Below are 21,091 nucleotides of genomic sequence, written 5' to 3'. Positions count from 1 at the left end.
TGTTTACTTTAACACCCCGGGCTACCCCTGACAGGCGGCGGTGGCCTGCACTTTACAGCGGGCGTCAGCTTCTTCCTGGGTACTGCCCCCCATACAGAAATCGAGTCGGATCAGCTTTTGCTCGGGTGCATTTGCCAGGCCGCTGTTATTAACCCACTTCCATTTTTTAATCACTTTACTGGCAGGACGGGCAATCACTTTTTCAGGTACAGAACTAACCAGGCTAACATCGGTGGCTTTACCATTTTCATTCAGGGTAATATTAAACACGCCACAGCCAATTATGCCTTGTTGGGCCAACTCTATCGGATAGCGAGGAGGAACTTGGTTTTCTCTGCTCCAGATGGCATCGGCCGCTGCCGGCTCGATATTGGTCAAATGTACAACACCGTAATTCATAGCACTAACCTGAAAAACAGTAGCAGCCAGAACTGCGGCGAGAAGTATTTGTAATTTCATTGGTTTTCCTTGTTGTTTTAGCAGAATATTTCCGTTAACAGCTCAACAAATGTACCAATTATATTTACTAAAGCAACCCTGAATTAACCAAAGCAACGCTTACCAAAGGTTATTTGCCCGCAAACCCTGACCTATAAACTTTTCTTCGGCGGCAATGCCACATTGGCGAAAATCAGGCCGCCAACCAGTGCCATTAAAATCATAAAGGTTTGCTGGCCAACCCGGTCAGACACCACGAAATCCTGGCCGGAAATCAGCGAGTTTAAGCCAATATAGGTTTTACTGCCTGGCACCAGTACAATTAAGCCATGCATGGCAACGATAACCGCCGGCGCCTTAGCCAGCCGGGTAAACAGGTTGCTGTAAATTCCCACCGCAAAGGCCCCCAGAAAAGCGCCCATAGTGTAGTCGACTAAGCTGGCACCGGTAATACTGACACCATAAGCAATAAAGCCCGCCGCCAATGACCATAGCGTATATTTACCACGGCTTCTGAACAACACTATCAGCGAGCTGACCAGAATACCCACCGCCAGCCAGGCAAAATGGCGGGAAATAGGTTCTGGTTTAACAAAATCGACCATGCCAAACAGGGTAAAACCGATGGCAATACCCAGAAACGCGCCAAAATACAGCTTAAACAGCATCATTAATGCGTCCATAATCCGGGCATTGCCCGACACCAGATGACGCGCAGCCAGTTCGGCAAACCCAATGGTAAGGGCCAGACCGGGAATAAACGAGATAATAGCCGATAACACGGTCAACCGGATATTAATACCAGGATCGATATAGCTGCTGATGGCGCAGGCTGCGATACCGGCAACCATCGCTACCAGCGGCTCCAGCATATTGGAAATTCTGGGCGAGCGCTGTGCCCACAGCACAAACAGATAAACCAATAGCGACAATAACGCTGACCACAATACGTCGTTCCAGCTGGTAGCCATCAGCATCGCAAAAGCGCCACCCGATGCCATCATCGCTACTGCCGTGGCTAACTTACTGTAAGAACTGGGACGGTTATCAATTGCATCCAGTAAGGCATCCGCTTCAAACAGGCCGACCAGGCCCTGCAGCACCTGATCAACTAACTCATCAGTCCGTGATAGTGCGCCTAAATCCAGATCACCGGGGTTTACCCTCGAAGCATGGGTATATTCCTGCTCATGGCCTTCAGTCCACAACACAAAGGTCATAGACGTGGGAGATATAATAAATGAGCCCTTCAAATTAAGATGGGTGGTCAGTTCAGTCAGATGGGCTTCCAGCCGGTAGGCCGGAGTACCATATTTATGCAGCATCTTGCCCAGTTTTACGATAAATTTCCGTTTATGATTAAAATCATCAGTGTACAAAAGCGGCTTCCCGGGTTGATAAAAAGTAGCAATTCGCCAAGGTGGCTATTGTAACGCAATGACATACTGATGCCAGTACTTGCTGCTAATTGAGAATACTGCACCCGGGCCCACCCTGAGGGCCGCACCATCAATTAATTAGCAACACGTTTCGTCTTGTTCAAATTTCAGCGATAAACCAGCCCGCCATCAATTAGTGGCGCTTGTCCTGTCATGTAATCGGAATCAGGGCCCGCTAAATAAGAAACAAAGGCCGCCACATCTTCGGGCGTTTGCGCGCGGCCCAGAGCAATACCACCGACGAACTTCTCGTAGCTTTCGCCCACCTTAGCACCGGTAATATCAGCCATCCGCCGGTCAATCTCTATCCACATGTCAGTGCCGACAACCCCGGGGCAGTATGCATTTACCGTGATACCGTCACTCGCAAACTCTTTAGCCGCTGCCTGCGTCAGAGCGCGTACCGCAAATTTAGTTGCCGAATACACACCCAGCAAGGCAAATCCTTCATGGCCCGCAATAGATGAAGCGTTGATGATTTTGCCTTTGTGTCCAAGCGCCTTGAACTTAGCGGCAGCGGCCTGAATGCCCCACAAAACGCCCTGAACATTAACCTTGAAGGTCTTTTCAACTTGTTCGGGGGTGACCTCAGCAATAGACTGAATACTGGCAACACCCGCGTTGTTAACCATGATGTCGAAACCACCCAGTTCTTGTTCAACATGGTCAATGGCGGCATAAACCTCCTCCCGCTTCGTCACGTCAGCTTTGAAAGTCGTCGCTTTGCGACCGAGCGCGCGCACTTCATCTGCCACCGCTGCTGCCTTTTCGTCGTTGACATCAACAATCGCAATGTCGGCGCCATCGTTTGCCAGACGCAGCGCAATGCCGCGACCGATCCCTTGCCCACCGCCTGTTATCAGTGCAACTTTACCAACAATACTCATTTTCATCTCCCTAGACTTTGCTTACACCAAGCATACCCATTTACCCTGGATTGGTATGTTCGATATCCAACAAAGCCGGGGGTGTTTAGGACTGTGGGTGCTATGTTTCGTCTTCAGGCAACAACAGTAATCTTTCACTACGCCAGACCCGCACTAAACTGACTACCGAAGCATGGCGCAGGTAAATAATGCGAAAGGGCGGATAAATAAGTTCGCGAATTTGCTGTTGATAAAACTCAGGCACTTTCCTGCCCGAGTCAGGCTGATCTGTCAGCTTTTGAGCCTTTTCCAAAATAGTATTAACGAACCGCTGGCCGTCTTCCGGAACGCCCTGCTCAGTGTAGTAAGCCTTAATGTCCAGCAGATCGTTTAACGCAGACCGCGCAATGACAAGCTTCACTTATGTCACGCCGAGTATTTTTTTAGCCTCATCCAGGGCAACGGTATCGCCTTCCCGGATATCAGCCAAGCCTTTAGCTACAGCCTTAACGAAAAGCAGCTCTTCAGCCGTTTTTTCATAATCTTCCAGGCCTTGTACTACGGCAACACCGCGTCCCCGGCTCGTTAACAGGATCGGCCGATGAGTTTCATTAGCACGGCCCACCACTTTGCCAGGATTGACCTTCAGATCAGAAAGAGGAATAACATCCTCCGAAAATTTGGTTTGCACTTTACCACCTCCGCAGTCAACAGGGCCATTAATAGCACCTGTTTAAAGGTGCCGTCAACAATCAAAAATTGGGGTCAGATAATAATTAAATACCCACAAGCACTACTGCCGCAAAATCTTCACCATGGCTTTGCCTCTGGCAAGCTAGTCTGTCAGCTTATCTAAATAGCGAATGTTGCGAATTAGCGGGTTGGCAACGTCCTCAACCCGCACCCGGCACCCGGCACCCGGCACCCGGCAAAGCATACGGGCTGCAAAACTGTGGATAGACAAGCTCTTATAGGGGAAAATCAGTAAACCCTGTCGAACGACTCGCCGTTGAATCGCATTACACTGCCATCACCCATACCAAACCACAGAGCTCCCCTCCTGTCACGATAGATACTCCACACCATGTGGCTGGTCAGACCGTCTGCCATGGTGAAGTTCGTCAACGACTCGCCATCGAAGCGCCATGCACCATTGTCGCTTGTTCCAAACCAGATATTGCCGGCGCTGTCTTCGGCAATAGAGAATACCCGACCAAGAGACCCGGTAGGCCCCCTTTCCCTGATGCTGAGACCGTGCTGCTCGGTGAAGTTGGAGACAGCCTGACCATCGTAAAGCAAAACCCCAAGCCCGTTATTGCCTATCCAAAGTCTTCCTCTGCTGTCTTCGAATACACTTCGGACATACATTGGCTCGCCTGCAGACCCGGCTCCCACGCTCTTGTTGTTGATGATCGTGAAGGATTGACCGTCATAGCCGAATACGGCTGGATAGGTTCCGAACCAGACCTTGTTGTTCTGTCCCTTTGCGATGCTGGTCACCAGATATGGATTCTGTTCATCAACTCCAGGGGGCAAGGGGAAGGTCAGATAGGAAAGCGAGCGGCCATCATATCGAAACACGCCCTGCCCATCGACGCCTTTACCCCGTGCGTTATCGCCGGGAAACCAGAGGTCGCCAGCATTCGACTGCCAGGTATTCCCTGAAGTAAAGGCCAGCCCCTGCTGTGCTCTACCGGTACGGATCTTGAACTTATTGCCATCGAAACTGGTGACACCGTTTCCTGTGCCGAACCACATCACGCCGGCCTGATCTTCCTGAATCGTCCTGATCTGATTACCGCTCAGCCCATCGCTTACTGTGTAGTAGGTGAAGGCACTGCCATCGAACAGTGCCACGCCTTCCTGCTGGCTGCCGAACCAGAAGCGCCCTTTACTGTCCTCGAAGATAGAACTGATGACAGTGGAAAACCTGAGCTGCAATTTCGCATCGCTGGCCTCCAAAATTGTTGCTGGCGCACGATCGGCCGTTACCTGGCCGCTGTCTCTGGCCGAAGCCTGCTGGCCCAAACAAGCGCCGGCCCACAAAATCGCCAGTAAAGCCGTCCAACCGGCATGGATTCTTCTGTTTTTCTTCACAATTGCCTCGGTCTGCTTCCTAAAAATTAAAAATTGGGGTCAGATAATAATTAAATACAAGCAAGCACTACTGCCGCAAAATTTTTGCCATGACTTTGCCTTTGGTCAGCTCGTCTATCAGCTTATCTAAATAGCGTATTTTGCGCATTAACGGATCGGCCATGGTAATTGGTTTTGGATGGAGGTAACGTGAATAATGACACCCGGCCAGTCCAAGATCAAAGCTCATAGTGTGATCTCCAGCGTAGCTATCTTGCCGCCCTCAAGACTGAAAATATAGTTAAGATTAACAGGGCTGCCGGGAAAATTGCCTGTTACCTTACTGCTTACAATGGTTTTGCCCGCCTTTTCTACCAAACTAAAAGGCTCAACGCTGTAGCTGAACTTCTTTGACGAGTCTGTTTTCCATTGTTTAATTGCCGCTTTGCCCCGATAGGTGTGGTTTTCGTCTGTAACAATCGCATTATCAGTAAAACAGTTAGCAACAGCCTCACTGTCTGCCCGGTCAGCTGAAAAATAATCGCCAATAGGCTTTGGTAGATTAATATTCATCTCAGTAATTCCCTGGTTTATAAGCGGAGCACCCTATGTGTTCCGAATGGCTACCTCAGCAGAATAGGATTACGCTTTAGCTACTTCAAGAACGCATAAAAAGGTAAGGTACATACTAAAAAGTAAGTTTTTTGACTGGCAAGCATTGTAGAGAATAAAAAAAATGGAAAAAAACTGGACTCCCGTTACGGCAGCAAAGGGTGTAGAGCAGGCACTTAAAATCTTTGACGGAAAATGGAAGTTAGTCATTATGTTTCACCTGTTTGGTGGACAGGTGTTACGATTTTCCGAGCTTGAAAAGGCAATTCCTACCATCACCCAAAAGATGCTGATTCAGCAGCTGCGCCAGATGGAAGTTGACGGGGTAGTGCGGCGCATAGTTCATGCTCAAGCGCCCCCTAAGGTCGAATATGCATTAACTGACTGGGGCCAGGCGCTATGTCCGGCGCTTGACGCCCTGCTGAAATGGGCAGACCTGCGCGAAAATCACGACAGATAAATATATTAAATTGAACAATGTTCTCGTGCGGAGGGGATCTAGAGGGTCAGTATCAACGATATTTGCGCCACTAATCTTACCTGATACCGAATCAATTACACTGACCCTTTTGATTCAATCTTACCTGATACCGAATCAATGACACTGACCCTTTTGATTCATACCTGATACCGAATCAATGACACTGACCCTTTTGATTCACTGACCCTTTTGATTCAAAGTTGCGAAGCAAGATGCAAGACGTGATCCCGCATGCTTCTCCAAGACCTGACCCTGCATGCTTCTCAGCTTGCCCGCAAGCTTTTTGCTGAATACTATGTAGGCCAGCAAGAAAATAAGATAACTATCGGTACTGTAAGCATCCCTTAGACTTTGGCAAAGGCCATTTTAAAAACAGGGTGGTCAGTCATGAATGAACATGCTTCCTTCGTAACAACAGATGTTAGCTTTTCTTAAATGAAATTCGGCCGAAGACCAAATCTCTTGCTCCTTCGTTTATACTGAAAGTCGGTGCTGCACCACCAACATCTGGAAATACTACATTTGGCAAAGCAGTAAGCAAACTAACATAAATTTTCTGCCAGGACTGTGCTGTGTATTCAATTCCCAATATCTCGCAAGATAGCTGTTTGCATGTAACACTTAATATATCGAATTCCGCTTTTAGTTGATGTTGGTTTATTAAACTACGGATATCCTGCTCCATAATATAGGCCCAATTTTCATCTATAGCTGGGTCTTGTTTCAGCTCATTATTATTGATATGACTACTGTTTTTGTTTATTTGCAACTTCATAAAGTCAGCAGAATGTTGGGGCATATTCTCATCTACAATCAGAAATAGTTCTTTTTTATAGTCTTCAGACCATGAAACCAGTTCATATGAGACATTCTCTTCTTGAGCACTTGAACCACGCCCCATTTGTCCGGCCAATTCTGCAGCAGAGTCGACTGTCTTTTCTATATCATCTATAGATATAAAAACACTGCTCCCTGTAACTTGCCGACTCTCTCCAGTTGCATCAACTTTAGTTTGCTGCAACTCCAACTCAGCATTAGGCATGTGCCTAACTTCTAAATCCTGGGGGCCATCAGAGTGACGCTCCGCTATATTAAAAAATTGATACGCCGAAATTAGAATCACTGAAAACACAATTGCGAACACGACTACTTTCTTCATTCTGTATACACTCACTCTTTTATAACGTGTAAATTAAACCCTCTCTTTGTAAATGAAGTTACGCAATAAGTTCAGGCAAATCAACATAAGTTTGGCGTTATATCTGGTATCGGGGAAACGACTGAGCAACTGACTGGCCTGAACAACAACCCCAGTAAAAACTGAGATTGTTGTTTAGTTAAAGACAAGGGTGCGTAACTTAACGCACCTGCAGTTGCAGCTTTTCGCCTTGCCAGTGGGTTTTAATTTTTAACTGCTTGCTGGCTTTATCGTAGTACGCCACGTTTCGCTGGCGAGCGAAGCGCTGTGGTTGAGCGACGATGGCGATAAACTGGCCATTTACCGTGACCCGCTCAGCTTTGCCGGTTTGGTTATGCAGCACTACCGTTAGCTCGCGGCTCTCGGGTTTGCCGGTATAATCGCCACCATTCTCACCACCACTGCGAGTAAATTCCAGCTTCAGGCCGTCTTCATTCCCCTCAGCAGAAGAGTTCTCACCAGTAGAATCAAGGGCATAGAAATTTAATAACTCATAGTTACCGTTTTCAGTGCTATTGGTGCTGCTACCGTCGTCTTCATACATCTGGCCTTTGGCGCAGCTGACGCTTTTGTCAGCGTAATAATGCACGGTAAGCCTGGCTGAGCTGTAATCCTGAGTACTGGCCATTGACTCAACCATGGGCACAAAGCTGCCGGCTTTTACCAGTACTGGTATGGTATCAATACTTACCGGCACTTCTGTCAGCTGACCGCCCTGATAACGCTTGCCACTGAAAAAGTCGAACCAGACGCCATCTGGCATATTCACCGGCCAGCTACGCACACCGGGCTGGGTTACCGGCGCCACTAAAAAGGCGTCGCCCCACAGGTAGCTGTTGGTCTCGTCCATATAGTTGGTGTTGCCTTCATCGGCAAAAAACAGCGGCCGCATCAGTGGCATGCCGGTTTGGCTGTGCTGCCAGGCCATGGTGTATAAATACGGCAGTAACTGATAACGCAGGTTCAGGTAGGGGCGCAGGGTGTCGATAACCTGCTTGCTGTGAAACACCGGCTCGGGTGCGATATGCTCCTGGGCATGCGGCCGGTATACCGGCTGAAATACGCCATATTGCAACCAGCGGATATACAGTTCCGGATCGAAAGTTTCGCCCCCGGCAAAGCCGCCCAAATCTGAGTGGATATAGCCAAAACCGAACAGACTCATTTGCAGCGCTAATTCCACCTGTGGCTGCAGGCCACCCCAGCTGCGCTCTACGTCACCGGTCCACGGCACCATACCATAGCGCTGCGAGCCCAGGCTGCCGGCCCGCATCATAATAAAGGGCCGGGTGTCGGCAAAGTTACGCTTATAGCCGCGATACACCAGCTCGGCCCAACGATGGCCGTAGGCATTGTGAATTTCATCGGCACTGCCCAGCAGATGCTGGGTGTCAGACGGATGCACTTCCGGCTCGCCTAAATCGCCCCATACTCCGGCTACACCCTGCTCGGCTAAATCTTTATAAATCTGCCAGAACCAGTCGGCCGCGACCGGGTTAAATACGTCAATTAAACCAGTATTACCAAAGTAAAAATCAAAAGTCTGCGGGCTTCCATCCGGCGCTATTGCCAGTACATCAGCAGCGACCGCTTCCTGCCAGCGCTTTGAGCTGGTTAAGATAAAAGGCTCGGTCACTAAAATGGTTTTAACGCCATCGGCTTTAAAATCAGCCAGCATTTGCTCTGGCTCTGGGAAGGCCTCGCTGTCCCAGGCCAGGTTACCCATATGGCCTTTAATGTCGGGGCCAAACCAATATAAATCGAGCACTATCGCATCCAGCGGCAGGCCTAAATCGCGGTATTTCTGTACTACCGCCCGGGCTTCGGCCTCGCTGCGATAACCAAAGCGCGAGGCATAGCTGCCCAGGGTCCAGCGCGCTGGTAATGGCGGCTTGCCACTTACGGTAAGGTAATTATCGATAAGCTCAGGGAAGCTATCACCAGCCACCACGATATAAGCACTGCGGCCGCCCACTGCGCTGAACTCCAGGGTGTCGGCTGCTGTTTTGCCAAGGTCAATATGGCCACTGGCCGAGTTATCAAACAGCAACATATACTTGTTGCTCGACATTACCCCAGCCAGGCTGAAATACATTTGCTCTGACTCGGTGCTGTAGCCATAGTGCGCTTTGTTATACAGCGGCAGGCGATGGCCACGACGGTCCATACCCAATACCCGCTGGCCGGCGCCGAACAGTTTTTCCTGCTCGGTTAAGCGAAATTTAAAACCGAGCTGCTCTTTACCTTGAAAAAAGCCGGGCTGCTCTTCGGTGATCAGTTGTTCGCCACGATAAAAGCTCAGTTTAAGCGGCGATTTGGCGATCTTAATCCGCATTTCTGCCGAGCGGTACAGCAGGTGATCACCATTGTTAGTTACCGTTAAAGTCAGCGGTGCCGGTGCCGTGCCTATCGCAAAAGAAGGTAACTGCTTTGCCCCGGCCGGCTGATAATGCACCTCGGCCACCTGTGGCTGAAAGAAGGTAATAGTCAGCTCACCGTCGCTGGTTTTTAACACTAACTGATTGCCGAGCTGGCGGTGCGACTGATAATCGGCCGCAGCCAGACTAAAAGCGGCAAGTAAGCTAAAAACCGCCAGTAAGCGGCTTAACGTAACAAAATAGCGCATGTTTACTCCTGATACTGCACGCGGTACACCACTGAACCCAGCGGCGGCAGGGCAATATTAACCCGACCCACACCATTTGTAACCTGCAGTTCGGCTGCGCCTTCGCCTAACTGGCCCGCCAGACTATGGTTGCCATCGGCCAGTTGCCACTGGCTAATCAGCTCAGCGGGCAATATCAGTTCAAATTCGCTGGCTTGCCCAGCATTAAAATTACTAACCACAATTAACTGCTGAGCGTCACTGTAACGGGCAAAGGCCAGCTGTTGCTCACTGTAGGCGCTGTTATTAGCCAGGTTAGCAGTATGCAGCTGATAGTAGTCAGCCATTAAGGCCGGGGCATTGGCACTAAAGGTCATTAACCGTACATAAAAGTCCCGCAGTGCGGCTTCGTCTTTGCTTAGCGCCCCGCCGTCAAACTTACCGCCATTCATCCAGCGCTGATGATGCGGCACGCCAATGTAATCGAAAATACTGGTACGGGTCGGCTTACCAAAGCCGGCGTCTTCGGCGCCCGGTTCACCGACATCCTGGCCAAAGTACAGCATCGTTGGCGAGGTGCTGATTAACGCCGATACCACCATTGCAGGCATGCCTTTACGGGCATCACCGGCAAAATCCGGGCTGGCAATGCGCTGCTCGTCGTGGTTTTCCAGAAAGTGCAGCATATGCTGTTCAATATCGGCCATCCGTTGCTGGGTTTCTACCAAAGCCGAAGTCGGGCCCTTGCCTTGCATTACCAGTTTTAAGCTGTCGTAAAATTCCACCTTGTCATACAGGTAGTCCATTAAACCCAGTTTAATGTAGTCGCGGTATAAGTCGGGCTGATACACCTCGGCCAGCAAGAACGCATCCGGGTTAACCTGTTTAATATGCGAATTTAAATAGCTCCAGAATTCTACCGGTACCATTTCTGCCATATCGTAACGAAAGCCATCAACGCCGAAATCCAGCCAGTACAGGGTGATATCACGAAATTTCAGCCAGGAATCCGGTACATCCTTACCCTGCCAGAACTGATAATGCGCCTGCCAGTCTTTTTCAGCGTATTCCGCCGGCAACGTATCGAAATCGTAGCTGCCGTCGGGCCGCGCACCGTAGTTAATTTTTACCGTCTCGTACCAGTCATCAAAGGCCGGCTGGGCGGCGCGGGCGCCGTTGCCGGTCCACTTGGCCGGGTTTTCCAAAAATTTACCATCAGCCAGCGGGTGAATCTCGCCACCTAACAGCTGATAACTGGCGGGCCATTGTGGCACCTGAAATGGCTGGCCCGGCACATAATAAAAGTTATTGTCGCGCTGATATTCAACACTGCTGTCATCGTTAGCGCCAAAATCGGCTACGCCCTCCGGCTTAGCCAGCGACTGATAATCGCGCGCCACATGGTTCGGTACGATATCAATCAGCACCTGCATTCCGTGCTTATGGGTGCGCTCAACCAGGGCTTTGAATTCAGCCAGCCGGTTGGCCGGATCTTCGGCTAAATCAGGGTTCACGCTGTAATAGTCTTTTACTGCATAGGGCGAACCGGCGCGGCCTTTGACCACATCAGGGTCGTCCAGGCTAATGCCATAGGCGGTGTAGTCGTTAATGACCGCATGGTGTGGCACCCCGGTATACCAGATATGGCTGGTACCCAGTGCTTTAATGCCGGCCAGGGCCTCATCGCTAAAGTCATTAAACTTACCGACGCCGTTTTCCTCTAACGTGCCCCAGGGTTTATTGCTGGTATTGGTATTGCCAAATAAGCGGGTAAACACCTGATACACCACCGGCTTACCATGGCGCCCAGTGGCGCTGGGGTCATTTTCAGGCTTCGCTTCAGAGTGAGTAGTGACAGGCGTTGTCACTTCAGCTGGCGGCTGACCGCAACTGGTCAGACTAAGCGCAGCGAAAGCTGCCAGCATAAGATTAATGCGGGGACGAAAGGAGTTAGTTTTGGTTTTATGTTGTGTCGTCATTACGGTTTACCCTGCCACTGTTTTAACCCAGTAAGTTACCGCAGAATGACCATTAATGGTTGTGTTTGATTGCTGCATACGTATGCAAGTTGTCTGACGAGCTTATTATTATGGCCCGGTTAGCTAACCAGAATACTGTCGGCCCAGCGCACTGCCTGCTGATAAACCTCGGCCAGCTCAGCAATACCGCTGATTTGCTGCTCCAGATTTACCGTTGTTTCCCAGTCGCCGCGCTCAAAAGCCAGGGTCAGTTGCAACATCTGGCCCAATAAACCACTTTGCGCCAGCAAGGCTTGTTTAATTTCGGTTTGCAGCGGCAGTTGCTCCAGCATTAGCGGTTGCGGCTGCTCGATAATTTCATGGACGTTAGAGAATAAACCGGTTAAAAATGCGCTGGGCGGGTTATTCGACATGTGCTTTTGCTCAGCCAGCAAATCGCAAAAGCGGGCGCGAACTAATGCCACGGTCAGCCTGGCGTCTGGTTTACCATCGGCTAAATTGGCCAGAGCTAACAGTGCAATAAACTTTTTCAGCTCAGGCTCACCCATCGACACCATCGCCAGCTTTAACGAGCTGATGGGTTGGCGGGCGGCAAACTGGCTGTTATTGACAAAGCGCAGTAACTTATAAGACAGGCCAACATCGCGCTGGCAAATACCAGCCAACAGTTCAAAGTCCAGTTCAGGCTTTGATGCTTCGGCAATTAATGCCAGTAAGTTTGCCTTGTTCGAGCTTAGCTGCTTTTGCTTCATCATTTCCGGCCGGGCAAACAGATAGCCCTGAAACAGCACAAAGCCCATCATTTTCAGCTTTTCGAATTGCTCGGCGGTTTCTACTTTTTCGGCCAGCAATACCAGCTTATAACCTTCAATTCGCCGCAGATACCGGCTTATTTCTAACAAATTAAACTGTAATACATCAATTTTGACATAGGTTATATAGGGCAAGAACTCGTCCCACTTCGGGTCAAAATCATGGTCATCCAGCGCCAGCTTATAGCCCTGGCTGTGCAGGCTCTGACATACAGCCAGTAGCTCGGGGCTGGCCGGCACCGTTTCCAGAATTTCAATAACCGTACTGGCCGGGTTAATAGAGGTAGGAAAGCGATGCAGCAGGGTGTCGGCAGAGAAATTAATAAAGGCCGGTTTATTGCCGGTCAGGCTCTCAACACCCAGCAAAAGGTGGTGCTGCAATAGTAATTTGCTGGTCGCTTCGTCAGCGTCGATGTCCGGAAAACTGTTGGCTTCGCCATCCCTGAACAATAGCTCAAAACCATATACCGTTTTATCAGCAGCAAAAATCGGCTGGCGGGCAATATAACCGTACATAACTGCATAACTCCATTACGTCATGAACTTCAGTATATTCGGAATTGCTGTAATAACAATACGCCGCCCTAACTTATCTATCCATGCTGTAAGGGCGATACTATCGGTCTTTACTCTAACTGCGCGGCGAACGCCGGCCGTCTCTATGCTCGGTTTTCGGCTTTTTCGGCCGGTACGGTTTGCTGTTCGGGTTGCTGTCAGCCAGCTGTTGCACCGGCTCAAAACCGGCAACCACCTGACGCGGAATTTGTTGTTTGGTTAAACGCTCAATGCCCGCCAGCTCTTTCGACTCATCAGCACATACCAGGGATATCGCCTGGCCAGACTTGCCAGCACGGCCGGTGCGGCCAATCCGGTGCACATAATCTTCCGCCACATGCGGTAAATCAAAGTTAACGACTTGCGGCAGCATATCAATATCTAACCCACGGGCGGCAATGTCGGTGGCAACCAGCACCCGGATAGTACCGGCTTTAAACTCGGCCAGCGCCTTGGTGCGGGCGTTCTGGCTCTTATTGCCATGAATAGCCAACGCGCTAATCCCAGCCTTTTCCAGCTGTAAGCTAAGCTTATTAGCACCGTGCTTGGTGCGGGTAAATACCAGTACCTGGCGCCAGTTATGCTGTTTAGCCAGTGAAATTAACGCCGCGGCTTTCTGGTTTTTATCAACCGGATACACCCACTGCTCAATTTTCTCGACCGTGCTGTTCGGTGGCGTTACGGTGACTTCCACCGGATTGTGCAACAAGCCTTTGGCCAGGGTACGGATTTCATTAGAAAAGGTGGCCGAGAACAGCAGGTTTTGCCGTTTGGCAGGCAATAACGCCAGAATTTTTTTAATATCGCGGATAAAACCCATATCCAGCATCCGGTCGGCTTCATCCAGCACCAACACTTCTAACTGGGTAAAGCGCATGGCATTTTGCTGGTATAAATCGAGCAGCCGGCCCGGGGTGGCGATCAGAATATCGACGCCTTTACGCAGTGCCATCAGCTGCGGATTAATGCTTACGCCACCAAACACCACAGCTGAGCGTAGTGGCAAATACTTGCCATACACTTTTACGCTTTCAGCAATTTGTGCCGCCAGTTCGCGGGTAGGGGTTAAGATTAGCGCTCTTACCTGGTTAGCCTGGACTTTACGGCCCTGGCTACTGCCTTCGCTAAGCATTTGCAGCAGAGGCAGGGTAAAGCCGGCCGTTTTACCGGTACCGGTCTGGGCGGCAGCCATTAAGTCATGGCCGGCCAGCACCGCCGGAATCGCCTGCGCCTGAATAGGCGATGGCGTGGTGTAACCTTTGTCGCTGATGGCTTTTAAAATGTCGTTCGAAAGGTTTAAATCAGTAAATTGCATGCGTTATCCCGCAATAAAGGCTGCGAGAAAAATCTGCCGCAGCTGCAGTGGCCCTCATTTTGAAGGGCGTGCAGCTTACAGGATCTGCCAGCTTTTAGCCAATATTGCTGCAAACTGCTTTAACAGTCGGTAATTAAAACAGGGTATAAATAAACCCCGCCAGGGCCGATTGCTGGCTTACCACCACCAGACCACCGAGCAACGCCAGCACCAGAATGATTGGCAACAACCAGATTTTTTTGCGAACCCGCAAAAATGCCCATAAATCAGTTAAAAATTCCTGCATTAAAACGGATCCTCTAAATCTTTGGCGCCGGGTATTTTATCTGGCGCCAGCCAGTAACTGTCGCCAGCGGGTTTATGCTTGCAGCTGTGCTGATACTGCAACTTACCAAACAGCCGCAGCACCAGGCCCAGTGGCAATATCAGCAAATAAAATACGATGCCCAGCAATAGCCGGGTGTTGAGCCAGGCCATTACCCGGGCAAAGGCCATCCACAACCGGTACGGATAATATAAGCCTGCCGGCCAGGTTACCGCCAATAGTAAAAACACCACCGACACCGCCAGTGGCCACAGCGGCATGCGGCCAGCGCCCAGCCAGCCGAATAGCCAGGGTAATAACAACGAAAATACCAGTGGTATGGCGATGGCCATTTGCCAGCCAAAGGTACGCAGCCCGCTATGGTCGGTTTTTAATAACAGCTGCATTTTGTTTCCCTTAAAATTTCGTTAATTAAAGCAGATGGCTAATCTGCAATAAAGCTGCGTAGCCTGGCAGCAGCCAGCTGCGCCGGCTGTTGCTCGGTTTTACTAAGTAAACAATTCCCCAGCACCAGATAATCCATATCGGTGGCTAAAAAGCCCTGTAACGCATCTTCAGGGCTACATACCGGCGGCTCACCGCGGACATTAAACGAGGTATTGATCAGTAACGGGGTCGCCGTCAGTTCATTAAAGGTTTGCAAAAGATGATAGAACTCCGGGTTACCTTGCTTACTAACCGTTTGCACCCGGGCGCTGTAATCAATATGGGTTATGGCCGGCAGACTGGAACGTTGCTGTGCCAACCGGGCTAACCCTGTGGCTTCGTCTGGCTGGCTGATCCAAAGCTCGCGGTTTAGTTTGGCCACCAGCAACATATAAGGGCTGGCGCAGTTCAGATCGAAAAAATCACTGGCCCGCTCAGCCAGCACTGCCGGCGCAAACGGCCGGAATGACTCGCGCTGTTTTATTTTCAAATTAAGAATGCTTTGCATCGCGCTACTTCTGGCATCTCCCAGAATAGAGCGGTTACCGAGCGCCCTGGGGCCAAATTCCATTCGGCCCTGAAACCAGCCCACCACCTGGCCCGCCGCCAGTAAACCGGCCGTACTGTGATACAGCATATCGTCAGTTAACTGCTGGTAGGGTATCTGCTGGCTATCAAGTAACTGGCATATTTCGGCTTCACTATAAGCCGGGCCCAGATAGCCACCCTGCATCTGATCATGGTGCTCATCGCTGGTTCTGGGTTGCTGATAATACTGATGCCAAACCAGCATAGCGGCACCTAACGCCCCGCCGGCATCGCCCGCTGCCGGCTGCACCCAGATATCAGTAAAAGGCCCTTCGCGCAGCAAACGGCCATTGGCGACACAATTCAGTGCCACGCCACCGGCCAGGCAGAGTTTAGACTCACCGGTTAATTTATGGGCATGCCTGGCAATTTTCAGTACGATCTCTTCGGTAACCTGCTGCACCGAGCTGGCTAAATCCAGATAAAGCTGCCCGGGGGTAGCATCCGGCTGCAGCGGTGGCGCGCCAAACAGCTGCTCAAACTTACGGCTGGTCATTCTGGAGCCCACCGGATAGCCAAAATAGGCCATATTCAGGGCAAAGCTGCCATCTGCTTTAACGTCGATAAGCTCACGGTAAATAGTGTCAACAAAACGCGGCTCGCCATAGGGCGCCAGACCCATCAGCTTGTACTCACCGGAATTGACCTTAAAACCACAATAGTAGGTAAATGCTGAATACAACAAACCAAGCGAATGTGGAAATTGCAGTTCAAACAGCGGCGTTAGGGTGTTGTCTTTTCCATGCCAGATGGTTGAGGTAGCCCACTCGCCAACCCCATCCAGACAAATTACCGCCGCTTGCTGGAATGGGCTGGGATAAAACGCCGAGGCAGCATGCGCCTGATGATGCTGACTAAACAGTAACCGCGGCAGTTTGGCTTTGCGATCCAGCTTAGCGAGGGTACGCAGCTCGCGGCGCAGCACCATTTTTAAATATAGTTTCTCTTTCAGCCAGATAGGCATCGCCGCCAGAAACGAGCGAAAACCGCGTGGCACATTAGCCAGATAGGTTTCCAGCAGCCGTTCAAACTTCAGCAGTGGCTTATCGTAAAACACCACAGCGCTCAGATCGCTTACGCTGATCCCGGCTTCAGCCAGACAATAGCGGATAGCGTCTGCCGGAAACGCCGGGTCGTGCTTTAACCGGCTAAACCGCTCCTGCTGAGCGGCAGCCACAATAACCCCGTCGGCCAGTAAGCAGGCCGCACTGTCATGGTAAAAACAGGATATCCCCAGAATATATTGCATAAGCCGGCTTTAACAGCACCACCCGTTACAGAACACCTCTCTAAAGTAACCTTAATTGACAACAGCCGGTAGTTCAAATGCGCCAAAACTTGCTGAGTTTATTAACATCAGGTACCGTCATTTTTATTGTGCCGTAAAAAGCTGAACCCATGCCCGAATATCCGTCCTCAGCAGCGCATAAAACAGCAAGCAGCAGAAAACTGCTGTTCTACACTATAGCCTTGGCCATACCGCTGCTATTGTTGCTGCTTGCAGAGCTGTTGCTGCGCCAGACCAGCCTGTACCAGCGCTACCCGTTAGTGGTGCCGGCAGCAGCGATGCCGGGCTACCTGCAGGCCAACCCGGCGTTGATTAACCGCTATTTTGCCACGCCAGAACTGGCACCACAGCTCAGCCCCGATACCCAATATTTTCTGGCGGAAAAAGCGCCCGGCCAGCTTCGCGTTGTATTTATTGGTGGCTCATCGGCTGCCGGCTTTCCTTTTGGGCGCTGGGGCGCCCCGGCGGCTATGTTGCAACAGCGCTTAAAAAGGCTGTACCCCGAGCAGAATATTGAAGTGGTTAATCTGGCAATGGCGGCGATTAATTCTTACGCCCTGCTGGATATCACCGACGAGGTTATTGCCTTACAGCCTGATCTGGTACTGCTATATGCCGGCCACAATGAATTTTTAGGGATAATGGGGGTGGGCTCGGCCTTTGCCGGCGAATACAGTCATGCCACTAAACTGCTGTATTTAAAGTTGCGCAAGCTGGCGCTGTTTCAGGCAATGCAGCGTATTGCAGCCTGGCTCAGCACGCCGGCCGCGTTTACTGCCGACCGGACCCTGATGGCCCAGATTGCCCGTCATACTGAAATTCCGCATGGTTCAGCAACCTTTAATGCTGGCATTGCCCAGTTTAATGCCAATATAAGCCAGTTGCTGGCGACATATCAGGCAGCTGGCATTCCGCTGGTACTTAGCACTATTGCCAGTAATGAAGCAGATCAGCCGCCCTTTGTTTCAGCAGAGCCGGCGTTGGTTAACCCGGATAAACCACAGCTGCAGCAGGCTCTGGCCGCGCAACCCAATGTCGCCAGCTGGCACTTTCAACTGGCAGCGTTTTACCGGCAAAGCGGCGAGGCAGAGCTGGCATTACAGCATTATCAGCAGGCGCGGGAGCATGACTTACTTCGGTTTCGGGCACCGCTGGCCATTAATGCCGCGCTTAACAAGCTTAGTACCAGCTTTGCCGTGCCACTGGTTGATGGCGAGGCATTGCTGCGCTGGCACAGCCCGGATGGCATTATTGGCAAACAGCTGATGCTGGAACATTTGCACCCGAACCAGTTGGGTTATTTCTGGCTGGCTGAGGCCTTTTTACCTGCGGTGCAACAACAGTTGGGGCTGACCCCAGACCCCAGCGTAGTAGTGACGGCGCAGCAGGCACTGGCCGATATGCCGTTAACTGAAGTCGACCTGGCCCTGGCAGAGTTTAAAGTACGCCAGCTGACTGCGGATTATCCGTTTGTGCCAACACCAAAACAGGTAACGTTTGCTGCCAGCAATAACCCATACAGTGAGCTGGCCCGTGGGCGCAGCAACGGCTTAAGCTGGCTGGAAGCCAGCCAGCGGCTGGTTACCCTGTATCAGCAGCAGGGCCGGATCAGCGACGCCGCCAAAGTCGCTGGGTTACTGGCTGATGCCCTGCCAACCGAGAGCCATCTGGCTTTTGTTGCTGGCCAGCTGTATTTCGACAGCCAGCAATTGGCATTGGCAGCCCATTATCAACGCAAAGCCGTGGGCATAGCCCCCGACAACACAGACTATCGTTTAATGCTGGCCCGCAGTTATTATTATCAGCAACAGCTTAACCGGGCGCTTACTGAAGTAGAGCAAATCCTGGCGTTGCAGCCAGAGCACCCGGTGGCACTGCGCCAGCAGCGGCAACTGCAGCAACAACTGACAACGGGAGAGTAAACTGATGCGGATTTGGCTGTTCCGGGCCATTGCCCTGATATTACCCCTGCTGGTGTTGCTGCTGGCAGAACTGGCGCTGCGGGCAACCGGCGCTGGCCAGAACTGGCCGCTGTTTAAAATCAACCCGGCCAATCCGGCCTATCTGGTCAGCGAAACTGATATTGTTAAACGCTATTTTGCCAATAATACTGCGCTACCCTCGGTAAAAATGGAGCCGGCCTTTTTATTGGCAGACAAGCCAGACAACGCAATCAGGCTGGTGGTGCAAGGCGGCTCAACCGCCGCCGGTTACCCGTATGGCACTGGCGCGTCACTGGCAGCAATGCTGGAGCAACGGCTAAGCCGCACTTTCCCCAAGCAGCGTGTTGAAGTGGTCAACACTGCGCTGGCGGCGGTTAACAGCTATACCTTACTTGATCTGGCCGACGAAATTATTGCCATTAAACCGGATGCGGTGCTGATTTACGCCGGCCATAACGAGTATCTGGGTTTACTTGGCGTGGGTTCAAATTATCTGGCCAGCCAGAGTCCGGGCGTTACCCGGCTGCTGATCAACCTGCGTCAACTGCACAGCTTTCAGTTAATGGAACAGCTGTATCAGCAGCTGAACCAACCGCTACAGGCAGCGGATGAAAGCAGCCGCACTTTTATGGCCAGGGTGGCGCGGGATAAAGCCATCGCGCTTGGCTCTGCGCAGTTTCAAGCCGGGCTTGAGCAGTTTGACAGCAATCTCAGCCGGTTGCTGGCTAAATATCAGCGGGCTGACATCCCGGTGTATATCAGCACGCTGGTCAGTAATCTCGCCGACCAGCCGCCATTCAATAGCACACCGATACCGGAGACAGTATTAAGCCAGTTACCGGCGGCATCTGCCGCTGGCAAGCCGTCAGTCGACGTGGCTGTGCTGGACGCTCTCGCCGCCCAGGCCGCCAGTGCCGGCTCGGCCGATTTTCATTATTTGCTGGGCCAGCAGTACCAACAGCGGGGCATGTCTGAACAAGCCCGCACGCAGTTTTTACTGGCAAAGGAGCATGATTTACTGCGCTTTCGGGCACCCGAAGCCATTAATCAGCAAATCCGCAAGCTGGCCGTTCGCTATAACGCCACCCTGGTCGATACCGAAGCGGCCTTTATCGCCAACTCGCCTAAGGGCCTGGTGGGCAACAGCCTGCTGCTGGAACATCTGCATCCGAATGTGCAGGGTTATTTTTTACTGGCCGACAGTTTTTATAAGGCGCTGGGGCGGGATCAGGCGTTGGCCAGCTGGCAACAGCCGGTTCCGGCAAATCTTGTACCGGCAAACATAGCATGGCAGGAGCGGCCGATAACGCCGGCCGAGGAATACGCCGGCTATTTACGTATTTTACAGCTGAAAGCCGACTATCCGTTTAGTGAGGAACCACAGCAGGTAACGTTTCCGGTAGCGCGAACACCACAGCAGCAATGGGGCCAGGCTTATGTCGAGGGTAAACTGGACTGGCTCAGCCTGCAAAATCGCAATGCCCGCTATTATCACCAGCAAGGCGATGGCGATATGCTGCTAAAAACCTTAAAAATTATTGCGGATGCGCTGCCGCATGATGCTAATGCTAACCAGCAGGCAGCGCAAATTCTGCTAAAAGCCGGCCGGCAGGGCGAAGCAAAAGGGTATTTACAGCGGGCAATACTAGCACCCCAGGCATCGTCACAGGTGCAGCAGCAAATACAACAACTGCAAGCCACCCTGGCCTTATAATCCGCTGGCGTTACAGACAGAGGTTATAAGCGCCAGGTTAGCGCTGTTGTTAGTTAACAGAGCGGTTAGCTACCAGCCTGTTAGTTAGCAGAGCTGCCGTCATCATCGGCTTCTGCTTTGCTACCCGCCGGCATCGCCACACACTCAAAGCCCCAGCCACGCAGCTTTTCAACAAAGTCCGCAGCCTGTTGCTCACAATAACCGGCATCATTCTGCGCCTGCCACAACATACTGGTTGCGCCATCTTTAGTGTACTGCACCTCACAAGGCAGCTCGCCACCTTGCGGGTACACCACCTCAACCACCCGCACCGACTCGCCCAGCTGACAATGGGTACTCTGCCCTGGCTGCTGTTGTGCTGCTATTTGCGGGGTACTTATCAATATTGCCGTTACAACCGCACCAACTAACACCTGCTTCATTCAGTTGCT

Annotated in this window: 21 protein-coding genes; 3 read left to right on the top strand and 18 right to left on the bottom strand. The window is 51.3% G+C overall.

The features are described from left to right. Positions 1–21 precede the first annotated feature (21 nt). From CRO03_RS06055 to CRO03_RS06015, 9 genes are all read right to left on the bottom strand, one after another. Complete coding sequence (locus tag CRO03_RS06055; protein ID WP_097110719.1) at positions 22–459, bottom strand: energy transducer TonB; 438 nt, start codon at positions 457–459, stop codon at positions 22–24. Positions 460–590: 131 nt separating this feature from the next. Further along, positions 591–1,817, bottom strand: coding sequence for a threonine/serine exporter family protein (locus CRO03_RS06050; RefSeq protein WP_097110718.1), 1,227 nt, complete (start codon positions 1,815–1,817; stop codon positions 591–593). A gap of 167 nt (positions 1,818–1,984) precedes the next feature. Beyond that, positions 1,985–2,764 carry an acetoin reductase gene (locus CRO03_RS06045; RefSeq protein ID WP_097110901.1) on the bottom strand — a complete coding sequence of 260 codons (780 nt, stop codon included), beginning with the start codon at positions 2,762–2,764 and terminating at the stop codon, positions 1,985–1,987. Positions 2,765–2,864: 100 nt separating this feature from the next. Next, the gene (locus CRO03_RS06040; protein ID WP_097110717.1) at positions 2,865–3,164 is read right to left on the bottom strand and encodes a type II toxin-antitoxin system RelE/ParE family toxin; all 300 of its coding nucleotides are present in this window, start codon (positions 3,162–3,164) and stop codon (positions 2,865–2,867) included. Further along, entirely contained in the window at positions 3,165–3,434 is a 270-nt protein-coding gene (locus CRO03_RS06035; RefSeq protein ID WP_097110716.1) for a type II toxin-antitoxin system Phd/YefM family antitoxin, read from the bottom strand. A 144-nt stretch (positions 3,435–3,578) separates the two neighbouring features. Further along, positions 3,579–3,680: a DUF2200 family protein gene (locus CRO03_RS06030; RefSeq protein WP_097110715.1), complete on the bottom strand. Its 102-nt coding sequence runs from the start codon at positions 3,678–3,680 to the stop codon at positions 3,579–3,581. A 44-nt stretch (positions 3,681–3,724) separates the two neighbouring features. Further along, the gene (locus tag CRO03_RS06025; RefSeq protein WP_097110714.1) at positions 3,725–4,840 is read right to left on the bottom strand and encodes a ligand-binding sensor domain-containing protein; all 1,116 of its coding nucleotides are present in this window, start codon (positions 4,838–4,840) and stop codon (positions 3,725–3,727) included. Between the two features lie 67 nt (positions 4,841–4,907). Continuing rightward, entirely contained in the window at positions 4,908–5,069 is a 162-nt protein-coding gene (locus CRO03_RS18515; RefSeq protein ID WP_245861504.1) for a DUF2200 family protein, read from the bottom strand. After that, positions 5,066–5,392: a nuclear transport factor 2 family protein gene (locus tag CRO03_RS06015; protein ID WP_097110713.1), complete on the bottom strand. Its 327-nt coding sequence runs from the start codon at positions 5,390–5,392 to the stop codon at positions 5,066–5,068. The genes CRO03_RS18515 and CRO03_RS06015 overlap by 4 nt, the downstream gene beginning before the upstream one ends. 163 nt (positions 5,393–5,555) lie before the next feature. Here CRO03_RS06015 and CRO03_RS06010 point away from each other — a divergent pair, with 163 nt between their 5' ends. After that, positions 5,556–5,891 carry a winged helix-turn-helix transcriptional regulator gene (locus CRO03_RS06010; protein ID WP_097110712.1) on the top strand — a complete coding sequence of 112 codons (336 nt, stop codon included), beginning with the start codon at positions 5,556–5,558 and terminating at the stop codon, positions 5,889–5,891. 442 nt (positions 5,892–6,333) lie between these two features. Here CRO03_RS06010 and CRO03_RS06005 read toward each other — a convergent pair whose 3' ends face one another. The 8 genes from CRO03_RS06005 to CRO03_RS05970 form a co-directional block, all read right to left on the bottom strand. Beyond that, positions 6,334–7,071, bottom strand: a complete 738-nt coding sequence (locus tag CRO03_RS06005) for a hypothetical protein (RefSeq protein ID WP_141397730.1) — start codon at positions 7,069–7,071, stop codon at positions 6,334–6,336. A gap of 199 nt (positions 7,072–7,270) precedes the next feature. Continuing rightward, entirely contained in the window at positions 7,271–9,736 is a 2,466-nt protein-coding gene (locus CRO03_RS06000; protein WP_097110710.1) for a glycoside hydrolase family 31 protein, read from the bottom strand. A 2-nt stretch (positions 9,737–9,738) separates the two neighbouring features. Next, the gene (locus tag CRO03_RS05995) at positions 9,739–11,694 is read right to left on the bottom strand and encodes an alpha-amylase family glycosyl hydrolase (protein WP_097110709.1); all 1,956 of its coding nucleotides are present in this window, start codon (positions 11,692–11,694) and stop codon (positions 9,739–9,741) included. Between the two features lie 119 nt (positions 11,695–11,813). After that, positions 11,814–13,022 carry an EAL and HDOD domain-containing protein gene (locus CRO03_RS05990; protein WP_097110708.1) on the bottom strand — a complete coding sequence of 403 codons (1,209 nt, stop codon included), beginning with the start codon at positions 13,020–13,022 and terminating at the stop codon, positions 11,814–11,816. A gap of 115 nt (positions 13,023–13,137) precedes the next feature. Continuing rightward, positions 13,138–14,376 (bottom strand): DEAD/DEAH box helicase, encoded by a 1,239-nt coding sequence (locus CRO03_RS05985; protein ID WP_097110707.1) that lies wholly within the window; start codon positions 14,374–14,376, stop codon positions 13,138–13,140. 133 nt (positions 14,377–14,509) lie between these two features. Beyond that, a complete protein-coding gene (locus tag CRO03_RS18420) occupies positions 14,510–14,662 on the bottom strand; it encodes a DUF5989 family protein (RefSeq protein WP_008984845.1) in 153 nt (50 codons plus the stop codon). Beyond that, positions 14,662–15,087 carry an SxtJ family membrane protein gene (locus CRO03_RS05975; protein ID WP_097110706.1) on the bottom strand — a complete coding sequence of 142 codons (426 nt, stop codon included), beginning with the start codon at positions 15,085–15,087 and terminating at the stop codon, positions 14,662–14,664. The genes CRO03_RS18420 and CRO03_RS05975 overlap by 1 nt, the downstream gene beginning before the upstream one ends. Positions 15,088–15,125: 38 nt before the next feature. Beyond that, positions 15,126–16,964, bottom strand: a complete 1,839-nt coding sequence (locus CRO03_RS05970; protein ID WP_097110705.1) for a carbamoyltransferase family protein — start codon at positions 16,962–16,964, stop codon at positions 15,126–15,128. Between the two features lie 149 nt (positions 16,965–17,113). Between CRO03_RS05970 and CRO03_RS05965 the strand changes: the two genes are divergently transcribed. Further along, positions 17,114–18,925, top strand: coding sequence for an SGNH/GDSL hydrolase family protein (locus CRO03_RS05965; RefSeq protein ID WP_097110704.1), 1,812 nt, complete (start codon positions 17,114–17,116; stop codon positions 18,923–18,925). 4 nt (positions 18,926–18,929) lie between these two features. Then, the gene (locus tag CRO03_RS05960; RefSeq protein ID WP_097110703.1) at positions 18,930–20,660 is read left to right on the top strand and encodes an SGNH/GDSL hydrolase family protein; all 1,731 of its coding nucleotides are present in this window, start codon (positions 18,930–18,932) and stop codon (positions 20,658–20,660) included. An 80-nt stretch (positions 20,661–20,740) separates the two neighbouring features. On the opposite strand, the gene CRO03_RS05955 is transcribed toward CRO03_RS05960, so the two are convergent. Beyond that, positions 20,741–21,082, bottom strand: a complete 342-nt coding sequence (locus tag CRO03_RS05955; RefSeq protein WP_097110702.1) for a hypothetical protein — start codon at positions 21,080–21,082, stop codon at positions 20,741–20,743. Positions 21,083–21,091: the final 9 nt, after the last annotated feature.

The sequence above is a fragment of the Arsukibacterium tuosuense genome (assembly GCF_900215315.1).
GTDB lineage: Bacteria > Pseudomonadota > Gammaproteobacteria > Enterobacterales > Alteromonadaceae > Alishewanella > Alishewanella tuosuense.
Note: the sequence above shows the minus strand (reverse complement) of the source record. Positions and strands in the feature narration are given on the sequence as shown.